Annotated in this window: 7 protein-coding genes and 1 pseudogene; 5 read left to right on the forward strand and 3 right to left on the reverse strand. The window is 39.5% G+C overall.

Going from position 1 to position 10694, the window contains the following annotated elements:
- Nucleotides 1–197 precede the first annotated feature (197 nt).
- Nucleotides 198–425 carry a hypothetical protein gene (locus ACEW8U_RS22555; protein WP_373524316.1) on the reverse strand — a complete coding sequence of 76 codons (228 nt, stop codon included), beginning with the start codon at nucleotides 423–425 and terminating at the stop codon, nucleotides 198–200.
- 207 nt (nucleotides 426–632) lie between these two features.
- Here ACEW8U_RS22555 and ACEW8U_RS22560 point away from each other — a divergent pair, with 207 nt between their 5' ends.
- Nucleotides 633–1925, forward strand: coding sequence for a glycosyltransferase family 4 protein (locus ACEW8U_RS22560; RefSeq protein ID WP_373524317.1), 1293 nt, complete (start codon nucleotides 633–635; stop codon nucleotides 1923–1925).
- A complete protein-coding gene (locus tag ACEW8U_RS22565; RefSeq protein ID WP_373524318.1) occupies nucleotides 1900–2994 on the forward strand; it encodes a DegT/DnrJ/EryC1/StrS family aminotransferase in 1095 nt (364 codons plus the stop codon). Before ACEW8U_RS22560 ends, ACEW8U_RS22565 begins: the two co-directional genes overlap by 26 nt.
- Here the strand turns inward: ACEW8U_RS22565 and ACEW8U_RS22570 are convergent.
- Nucleotides 2985–4259, reverse strand: a complete 1275-nt coding sequence (locus ACEW8U_RS22570) for an adenylate/guanylate cyclase domain-containing protein (RefSeq protein WP_373524319.1) — start codon at nucleotides 4257–4259, stop codon at nucleotides 2985–2987. The two genes, ACEW8U_RS22565 and ACEW8U_RS22570, sit on opposite strands and share 10 nt — an antisense overlap.
- Nucleotides 4260–4264: 5 nt before the next feature.
- Nucleotides 4265–6496, reverse strand: coding sequence for a carotenoid oxygenase family protein (locus ACEW8U_RS22575; RefSeq protein ID WP_373524320.1), 2232 nt, complete (start codon nucleotides 6494–6496; stop codon nucleotides 4265–4267).
- Between the two features lie 233 nt (nucleotides 6497–6729).
- Between ACEW8U_RS22575 and ACEW8U_RS22580 the strand changes: the two genes are divergently transcribed.
- From ACEW8U_RS22580 to ACEW8U_RS22590, 3 genes and pseudogenes are all read left to right on the forward strand, one after another.
- Nucleotides 6730–8535 (forward strand): FAD-dependent oxidoreductase, encoded by a 1806-nt coding sequence (locus ACEW8U_RS22580; RefSeq protein ID WP_373524321.1) that lies wholly within the window; start codon nucleotides 6730–6732, stop codon nucleotides 8533–8535.
- Nucleotides 8532–10370 (forward strand): 2-oxoacid:acceptor oxidoreductase subunit alpha, encoded by a 1839-nt coding sequence (locus ACEW8U_RS22585; RefSeq protein WP_373524322.1) that lies wholly within the window; start codon nucleotides 8532–8534, stop codon nucleotides 10368–10370. Before ACEW8U_RS22580 ends, ACEW8U_RS22585 begins: the two co-directional genes overlap by 4 nt.
- A pseudogene (locus tag ACEW8U_RS22590) lies at nucleotides 10345–10694 on the forward strand (2-oxoacid:ferredoxin oxidoreductase subunit beta); the annotation flags it as partial. The gene ACEW8U_RS22585 and the pseudogene ACEW8U_RS22590, both read left to right, overlap by 26 nt.

The raw sequence follows: 10694 nt of genomic DNA on the forward strand, positions 1-10694 counted from the left end.
TAGGAAATTATAAATATGAATATATATAGAACCTTTTGAGATTCCTCGTACCTCGGAATGACGGGTAACCTGATGTCGCTACCAATTCTGAACGTTTACAAAATGCACGTGCCTACCAATGACATAAATCGGAGCAGCCGTCATGCTGATCCCCCCGATAGCTATCGGGGCTATCCAGGAGAAGCATCTCACGAGGATCAGGAAATGATAAATATAAGCATAAATAGAATTTCTGGAGATCCTTCGTGCCTACCAATGACAGATTTCTTAGCTGCCGTCACCCTGATCCCGATGGCTATCGGGATCAGGGTCTCTCGAGGATCAGGAAATGTATTATAAACATAAATAGGACCTCTGGAGATTCTTCGTACCTCAGAATGACGGCTGCCTAGCGGGTAACTTGATGTCATTCCTATTTTGAACATTTTCAAAATGTTGGGGACTCATGATGACTGCTTCCTAGCGGGTAACTTGATGTCATTCCTTTTCTGAACATTTTAAAAATATTTGGGACTCGGGATGACGACTGCCTGCCATAGTTAGGGTTAACCTGGTGTCATTTCCCCTTTATGTAAAGGCTAACTTTCATTACTCGAAGTGACAAAAACGCAATAATTAAACTGTACTCCTCCATGACCAAAAAAGTCCTTATCATCACCTACTATTGGCCGCCTTCAGCGGGTTCAGGGGTTCAGCGGTGGCTGAAGTTCGCAAAGTATCTGCCTGAATTTGGATGGGAACCGGTGATTTTCACTCCTGAAAACCCTGATTTTGAGCTCAAAGATGAAAGTCTGATCCAAGAAATCAACCCCCAATTGGAGGTTATTAAATTTCCTATTTGGGAGCCATATAGTATCTTCCGAAAGATAAAAAAAGAAAAGTTGGGGGATACTGCCAAAGTATTGGAAAAAAAGAAAAAATCATTCACCGACCAGTCCGCTATCTGGTTGAGAGCCAATGTTCTGATTCCTGATCCCCGAATTTTTTGGGTAAGGCCTTCCGTGGATTTTTTAAAAGATCTTATTGAGCAGGGACAATTTAATGCCATTATTACAACTGGACCTCCGCACAGTCTCCATCTAATTGGGTTGGGACTTAAGAAAAAAACCGGAGTTCCATGGTTGGCAGACTTTAGAGACCCTTGGTCAAAATGGGAATTTCTGGATACTTTACCAATGTTGGATTGGGTCAAAAAAAAACATAAAAAACTTGAAAAGGAAGTGTTAGACGCCGCTGATAATATCAGCACCATCAGCCCTACCTTTCAACAAGATTTTGAGCAATTGGGGCAAAGGAAAGTTCATCTCTTGACCAATGGCTACGATTCAGAAGATTTACCCGCAGATTGGAAATTCTCAGTTTCAAGTCAAGAAACAATAGAAATTCTCTACACCGGCGTGATTGATGCCATCAGGAACCCAATACCTTTCATCCAAGCTTTTAAGGAGGTTTTTCAAGAATCACATCAAAATGCTATCCTTCGCTTTGTAGGAAAGGTTTCGGAAGCTGTCGTAAATCATTTATCTCAAGATTCCTGGCTGAGGGAAAACGTAAAATTAGAAGGATATGTCTCCCATGAAAAGGTATTTGATTACTACCAAAATGCGCACCTATTACTTCTTATCCTAACAGATACCAAAAATGCCAAAGGAAATATACCGGGCAAACTATTTGAATACCTTTCTACCAGCAGACCCATTTTGGCACTTGGAGATCCTAAAGGGGATTCTTCTGCAATTCTTTCTTCCTGTGAGGGAGGAAAAGTAATTGCCCACACTGACAAGACCGGAATAAAAGATTTCCTGATTAACTTTAATCCCCAATCAGAATTCAAAATCTCTGAAAATGTAAATCAATATTCCAGAAAAAACCTGAGCCAACAACTTGCCAAATTATTAGATGAACAAACCGATCCCCTTTCTTGATTTAAGCCAGATTCCACTGAATCTGAAGAATGCGCTCAAGGAAAAATTTTCTCATATGCTGGAAAAAGGTGTTTTTTCGGGGGGGGAAGAAGTGGTTCTACTTGAATCAAAACTCAAGGAGTATTTAAATGTTCCATTTGTAATTGCATGTTCTAATGGGTCAGATGCTTTAGAAGTGGCTATAAGGGCCCTAGGAATTGGGTCAGGAGACGAGGTTTTGGTACCAGCACTTACATGGGTTTCTACAGCAGAAGCTGTTATCATGTCAGGTGCCAAACCTATTTTTGTTGACACCGATCACAATGGATTGATAGATTTGGAAAAATTGGATTCAATGTATACCCAAAGGACCAAAGCAATCATTTCTGTTCATCTATATGGAAAAATGGTGGATATGGAAAAATTGGTGAGTTGGTCCAGTCAAAAAAATATTCGAATCATTGAAGATGCCGCACAAGCTTTTGGAGCATTTCAAAACGGGATCAGTGCAGGAAATTGGGGGGACATAGGGTGTTTTAGCTTTTATCCAACAAAAAACTTGGGAGCATTGGGTGAGGCAGGAGTTTTGGTTACAAAAAATGAAAATTTCCATGATAGGTCAACGCAAATAACCAACCATGGTCAAATCAAAAGGGATGAGCACCTAAGGATTGGAAGAAATGCCAAAATAGATAGCATACAGGCTGGATTTTTGAATGTAAAAATGGATTACTTCGAATCGTGGCAACAAAAGCGAAAATTACTCGCCTCCATGTATTTAGATAGCCTTAAAAATATTGATGGTCTCAAACTCCCTGATGATATCCTTGAGCCTAACCATAATGCTCACTTATTTGTAATCCAAACCTCTAATCGGAATGAACTCAAATCTTTTTTGGAAACCAAAGGTATTGGAACTGCTGTTCATTATCCCACCATTATCCCAAAAATGCTTCCCTATTTGGATGGAAAAGAATATCCGAATGCCGAGAAATTATCTAAGTGTATTTTGTCACTACCCCTTAATCCTTGGATGAAGGAAGAGGATATTTTATCCATCAGCTATGAAATCAAGAGATTTTACTTATAATCCACAAAATACATATCGATATTGCCTTTGTTTTTTGCGGCTATTTCACCCCTATACTCAAACTGGAAATCATCTTTTATCAATAAATAAGTTTTTTTGCTAATGTTGATTTTGCCTACTTCTGAGTTTTGCTCCATTCTCGCCGCAATATTGACCGCATCCCCCCAAATATCATAAGCGAATTTTTTTACCCCAACAATCCCTGCTACCACAGTTCCTGAATTGATTCCGATTCTGATTTGGAATTCACTTTTTGAGTTAGCCATTAAATCCCTTATTTCCAATGCTGCCAGTGTGATACTATGTGCATGATGCTTGTTTTCCCTAGGCAAACCCGAAACAGCTAGATAAGCATCTCCAATAGTCTTTATTTTTTCTATGTCATATTTTTCAATGATTTTATCAAATGCAGTAAAACTTTCATGGATATTTCTGACAAGTTCCTTAGGTGATAGTTTTTCACTTATGCCCGTAAAGTTTACAAAATCTATAAACATAATCGTCACCTCATCATATTGCCTTGCCATAGAACTTCCATTGGTTTTTAACTCATGGGCGATTTCGGCGGGCAAAATATTTAGTAAAAGTTCATCTGATTTCATCCTCTTTTCCTCCACATCATCCAAGGCTTCTTTGAGAATCAAGTGAAAGATAAAATTCTTTCTGATCAGATAGTACCGATAAATAGCAAACAAGTAAGAAGAGAAGGCTAAAATGAGAAATATAAAATATTGAAAAGAAGTGAGCAGCACAGTAAAGTCCTGATTACAGGTAAAATGAAAAACTATCAAAATAATTACTGAATGCAGGACAAAATTGATAAAATAAAGAAAGGGTCTTAGCAGGGTAATCAATGCTGTCGGCACCAATACACATAACTGTCCAAACAAAAAAGTATTATAACCTTCCTCGCAATCTGCCCAAAAACCTGAATTGATATATAAAAGATAAGCAACCAGGCAGAACAGGTATTCATGTATGTAAGTGATTTTTTCTTTAAATAAAAAAAAGAAGATTAAAGCGACTGCAATTATAAAAGATGGACCCAACCGAAACCAAAGCCAAAGTTCAAAAGAATTTGTCAGGAGCTCGACTTCTGAAAACATGATAAGAGGGGCCCCAAATACCACAAATATAGAAGCCCATTTGACATATATCTTCCCCAACCTGACATATTCCTCTTTCCATTCCTTGGATTTCTCATCATCCAAAGAATCAAAAACATACTTTTTTATAAATGACGGAAATGATTCTTTAAGCATCATTCAAATTAATTATCAAATTTTGGGTAAATCTCATTTTCAAAGAGTTTGGCTATTTTTTTATCGCGTTTTGACTTCAAAATATCTGGAAATGGAATTACTCCAAAAATTTTCGAATGCTTTAATGGATAATCTTCTCGAATATTAATGGCATAGTCAGGTCTATTGACTTCATCCGCATGCTCAACCCAGACAGAATGGATTGTAAAACCAAATGAAAAATCCGGGTGTTTCAACCTGACCTTTGGGCCATTTTTCAAATCATTCGCATCAAAAATCCAAATCTCAGGAAGATAGTCAATTTCATCCTCAATAAGAGATGGTTTGCCATTGATTACTGTTGTGAGAATATAACCATCCTTTCCGGCAGGTATAGTAGAACTATTGGCCTTTTTAGGCATAAATTGAAGTGACCACATGTATTGTTCCTTGCCGAATGCGTAAAAATCCTCTGATTCCATGGTTAGGGTATTGACACATTGCAGGACAGGTGGCGCACCTTTTTTGGTCAATTCCAGCATTTCATTAGAAGCAAACTGTTTATTTGGCCTAGTATTGTCTGAATACATATCAAAAATAAATTTTGAAAGGTGTTCTTTTTTTAGCCCATAACTTTGCCAAAATATATGGGTGATCTTTGGGGTATTTGCTTCATAGCTTAACATGTCTCTATGGGTATATAGTCCGATTCCCCATGTGTGGGCTTTTGCGATATTCCCATTTTCCAGACCATCAAAAAATTTAAATTCTGATTGGCTATCGATGAGTTTGCCATTTGCTGCATCTATTTTCAGTCTCCCAATTCTGCCGATATCCATCTCCCCTACTGCAATCAACCCCAACTTATCATTTTTTATTTTTCGGTCTGGATCCGTAGCGAGTGTATCATAACTTCTCAACCAATCTGCAACACAGGCACAGCAATTATGTGCGCTATGGATAGTAATAATATCATCAGAATCATCATAATCCACCGAAAAGTGTACAGTTTCATGCTTCAACGGTATAGATTTGGCTCTTACTTTTTTGTTATTTGAGTCAGACAAATCCGACCTCTTTACCAAATAAAGCATACTGGTATCATTCATGGGTTGACACATAATTTTCCTGATCAGAGGTCCGATTTTCGGATCATTTTGAAAAGGAAAATTCAGCATGGTATCAAATGTGAATTTGAAATTAGTATCGCACAATAAGATGTATTTTTTACTGAATCCTATCTGATGCATATTGTGGGCAAGATTAATAGGGTTTCCTTTTTCATCCAGGATTTCCCATTGCTCCATAGTTTTCTGTCCATTCCATTTCATCAAAAAAACTGTGTTGTTACTAAGTATTACTTTCCCACTCCATTTATTGAAAAATTCTCTGATTTCAGTAATAATTCTAGAAGCAAAAGGTAGGTCTTTAAGGTGTTCAGAAAAAGCAAACTCTTCGATTGCTTTAATCATTTTTGTCTGCTCTATTTTCAATTCCTGCCCTTGGGCATTGAAGTTAATCTTTTGGGAAAGGTTTACTAAAAAATCCCTCAAGTGATTTTCATGGCGAACATAAATTTCAAATAGAACTTTATCCAACCATGCTTCTTTTTTACTTTTTCCAAAATTAACTGTAAAAAGCTCCTCTGTATCTGGATCAAAAACAGGATGTGCTGTACTCATTACTGTTTTGAAAGGGGTATTCAAAAAAAACGGAAGAAATGAACGCCAGATTTTGTTTTTGCCTATCGGAGTAATCAGTTTGAAGGTCTTCGGATCAAATTCATAAGGCCTCCCTGCATCAAATGTGGCCAGCAATCTGGTTTTTCCCTCAGATTTGAAGCGGATGGGCATCACCGCTGTACTCAGTTGGTTTCGCGTACCCAATCTCAAGGACCTTCTTCCCAAACCTATGTTCCTGAATCTAAAATCTTTTCCATAATCGGAATCAGGTGACGATGTAGCTACATCAGCATAATAGCATGGTGCTTTCAAAAGACCGGAACTCACCTTTATTTTTCCGCTTTCATTTAAATCAAAGCGGATAACCACACCTTCTCCATTGATAAGAGGACTCCCAAATTCCTCATTACCCCCCCCTTCAGGTAGATTTTCTAGATAGGGTAACCCCTTTGAACTGACAGTACCACAGGCTGAGTTAATAAAAACATACCCATATATATCAGGAGGAATTGTACCTTCAATCACCATTAACTCCACATCAATTTCAGTTGTGGAAGCTGTAGAAAATGCTCTTGCCATATTTTTTTGAGTCTATAAAAATTTTTTAACTATACTTTTAATATAAAATTCAAAAACAGGTTTAATCCTGTACCTTCTTTTTGGTTTTTAAAAATTCAACCTTGAAAAAGAGCGACACCGGAATAAATTTAATTATTTCTTTCTGTGGTTTATTAAAAATTCTGAAATTTAGTACATTTAAAAATCATTTATTTTGGAATTTGAAATTCCAAGCCAATAGAATTCCGTCAAACATGAAACCCACAGATACCAAAAATCCCGAGTACTACCATAAAGTAGTAGACTGTCAATACGCTTGCCCCGCGCACACCCCAGTCCCCGAGTACATCAGACTGATTGCTGCCCAGAAGTTTACAGAAGCCTATATGGTCAACTGGGAATCAAATGTGTTTCCCGGTGTATTGGGAAGAACCTGCGATCGCCCTTGTGAACCTGCTTGCCGAAGAGTTCGGGTAGAAGAAGAACCTGTAGCCATCTGTAGATTGAAAAGAGTTGCGGCTGACAACAAAGGTGATGTCAAGAAACACATGCCCCAAGGCCCCTTTCCTCCAAATGGAAAGAAAATAGCCCTCATTGGTGGTGGTCCTGCATCCTTGACAGTGGCAAGGGATTTGGCGCCATTGGGATATGAAATCCATCTTTTTGATGAACAGATTGCGGGAGGGGGAATGATGCGGAGTCAAATACCATCCTTTAGATTACCTGAACAAGTTCTCAATGAAGAAGTCAACTATATTTTGGATTTGGGTATCCATACACAGTTTTTGACTTATGTCAAAAGCCTCAAAGAAGTCTTAAATCAGGATTATGATGCGGTATTTGTTGGCACTGGCGCTCCAAGAGGCCGAGATCTTCCAAAACTGCCCGGGAGAAACGAAGCTGATGCCCACATTCACATCGGAATAGAATGGTTGGCTAATGTGGCTTTTGAACATACCAAGTCTATCAACAAGAAAGTAATCGTATTGGGCGGTGGCAATACTGCTATGGATTGTTGCAGAACATCAAGAAGACTAGGTGGCAAGGATGTCAAAGTAGTCGTTAGAAGTCCTTTTGGTGAAATGAAAGCCTCACCTTGGGAAAAAGAAGATGCAATACATGAAGACATAGAAATCATCGACAATCATGTCCCTTTGAGTTTTGAGCACGAAGATGGAAAACTTATTGGAATGAAATTCCAGAAAGTAAAAGCGGTATATGATGAAAATGGCAAAAGACAATTGCTCCCTACCGGTGAGGATGATGTGTTTATTGAAGCAGATGAAGTCCTGATTGCCATTGGTCAGGAAAACAGTTTTCCTTGGATCGAAAGGGATTTGGGATTGGATTTTGACAAATGGAACATGCCGGTAGTTGATGAGGTAACATTTCAATCTACCAACCCAAAGGTGTTTTTCGGAGGTGATTCTGCCTTTGGACCAAAGAATGTGATTACGGCAGTAGCCCATGGCCATCATGCAGCAGTTTCTATCCATCTTTTTTGTGAAGGTGAAAGTCTCTACGATAGACCTTCCCCTTATACCAATCTGGTCAGCCAAAAAATGGGTGTCCATGAATGGAGTTATGATAGTAGTGTGGCCATTGACCAAAGGTATCTTGTTCCACAGGCAAAAAAATCGGTGACACTTAAAGACCGAAAGAAAGAGGTAGAATTGGGATTCGAAATAGCTACAGCCTATCGGGAAACACAAAGGTGTCTCAACTGTGATGTGCAGACGGTATTCAAAGAAGACCGCTGTATTGAATGTGATGCCTGCATGGATGTATGTCCTACTTCCTGCATCACCTTCACCACCAATGTGGAAGAACCTGAATTAAGACAAAAACTTTTGGTTCCTGCTGAAAATCTGGAACAGGACCTTTTGGTATCCTCCGAACTCAAAACAGGAAGAGTGATGATCAAAGATGAGGATGTCTGTCTTCATTGCGGACTTTGTGCCGAAAGATGTCCCACCTCAGCTTGGGATATGCAGAAGTATTTTTATTCCGTCACCAAAGCCAATCAAATGTCAACCGCATTTCCCAAAATTGAAAAATGAGTCAATCTATCAATGATTTTATTGTCCGTTTCGCCAACGTCAACGGAACGGGTTCGGCAAGTGCCAACTACCTTTTTGCAAAAGCAATTTTCAGAATGGGTATACCTGTCACTCCTAAAAACATCTTCCCTTCCAATATCCAAGGTTTACCCACTTGGTATGAAGTGAGGGTAAGCGAAAAAGGCTATTTGGGTAGAAGGGAAGGGATTGACTTGATGGTGTCTGTCAACCCACAAAGCATGGCGCAGGATGTCAAGAGCGTCAAGCCGGGGGGTTATTTTATGTATGACAGTACCAAAAAGCTACCTGAAACACTTATCAGGGAAGATATTCATTATTTGGGTGTTCCCATGATGGAAATGTCAAATCAAGCTTTTTTAGATCCCCGAAAACGTCAATTACTTAAAAACATCATATATGTTGGCGCTTTGGCCAAATTGATCAATCTGGAAATAGATGAAATAGAAAAGTTGGTCGGAGAGCAGTTTGAAGGAAAAGCCTCATTAATTGAAGCCAATCACATTGCCTTAAAATTAGGCATGGACTTCGTAGCGGCAAACTTTGACTTTCCGCTTCCATTTAGATTGGAAAGAAAAAATCTACTAAAAGATAAAATTCTCGTGGATGGCAATACAGCTTGTGGTTTGGGTGCCGTGTATGGTGGGGCAACAGTCATGGCCTGGTACCCTATTACACCTTCCACTTCAGTGGCTGAATCGTTTGAACATTATTGTGAAGAATACAGAACTGACCTGGAAACCGGGGAGAAAAAATTTGCCATTGTTCAGGCAGAAGATGAGCTTGCCGCCATGGGAATGGTCATAGGTGCCAATTGGAACGGGGCAAGGGCATTTACTGCAACAAGTGGCCCGGGAGTTTCTTTGATGAATGAATTCATTGGATTAGCCTATTTTGCAGAAGTCCCGGCAGTATTGGTGGATGTGCAGCGTGCAGGTCCTAGTACCGGAATGCCTACGAGAACACAGCAGCCGGACTTGATGCTTGCAGCATACGCTTCTCATGGAGATACCAAACATGTATTGCTGTTGCCAAGTACTCCCAAAGAATGTTTTGAAATGACAGCTAAAAGTTTTGATTTAGCAGAAAGGTTACAAACACCCATCATGGTGATGACCGACTTGGATTTGGGAATGAATGACCATATCAGTGAACCTTTTGAATGGGATGACAAAAGGAGATATGATCGGGGCAAAGTATTGAATGCCGAGGAACTGGAGCACGTTGGAAGATTTGGAAGATACTTGGATGTAGATGGCGACGGAATTCCTTACCGAACTTACCCAGGCACCCACCCGACAAAAGGAGCCTTTTTCACACGAGGAACTTCCCGAGATGAATATGCGGCTTACACAGAAGATGGGTCCGCCTATAAAAGAAATATGGACAGGCTAATGGTAAAATGGGAAACCGCTAAAAAAATTGTCCCCTCTGCGCAATTATACCAAAAGAAAAATCAAAGTCCATATGGAATCCTATTCTTTGGGACTTCAACTTTTTCTTCCGAAGAAGCGAAGGAATTACTTCAACAACAGAGTATTGAAGTAGATGCCATCCGGCTCAAAGCATTTCCATTTGGTGCTGAGGTACTGGAATTTGTCAATTCCCATGAATTGGTGTTTGTCATTGAACAAAATCGGGATGCTCAAATGCGCAGTATGATGATGATTGAGATGGAAACCAATCCTGCCAAACTGATACCAATTCTGAATTATGATGGCATGCCGATTACCGCTGATGCCATCAAAAACCAGATCACTAATTACCTTCAACAATCCAAAAACCTAGATCATGAGTTATCTAAAACCACAGTTTAGACACCCCAAACTGCCAAAAAATAAAATCGGATATACCATCAAGGAATATGAAGGTCCCTTGTCCACCCTTTGTGCAGGCTGTGGTCATGACAGCATCAGTGCGGCCATTGTTCAGGCCTGTTTTGAAATGTCAGTAGAACCACATAAAGTAGCCAAGATCTCAGGAATCGGATGTTCCTCCAAAACACCATCATACTTTTTGGGCAATTCACATGGCTTTAATTCTGTCCATGGCAGGATGCCTTCAGTAGCGACCGGAGCAAGTATGTCCAATAAGGAAATGGTATATTTTGGGGTTTCTGGTGATGGTGATTCAGCTTCTAT

This window comes from Aquiflexum sp. (assembly GCF_041751335.1).
Taxonomy (GTDB): Bacteria; Bacteroidota; Bacteroidia; order Cytophagales; family Cyclobacteriaceae; genus Aquiflexum.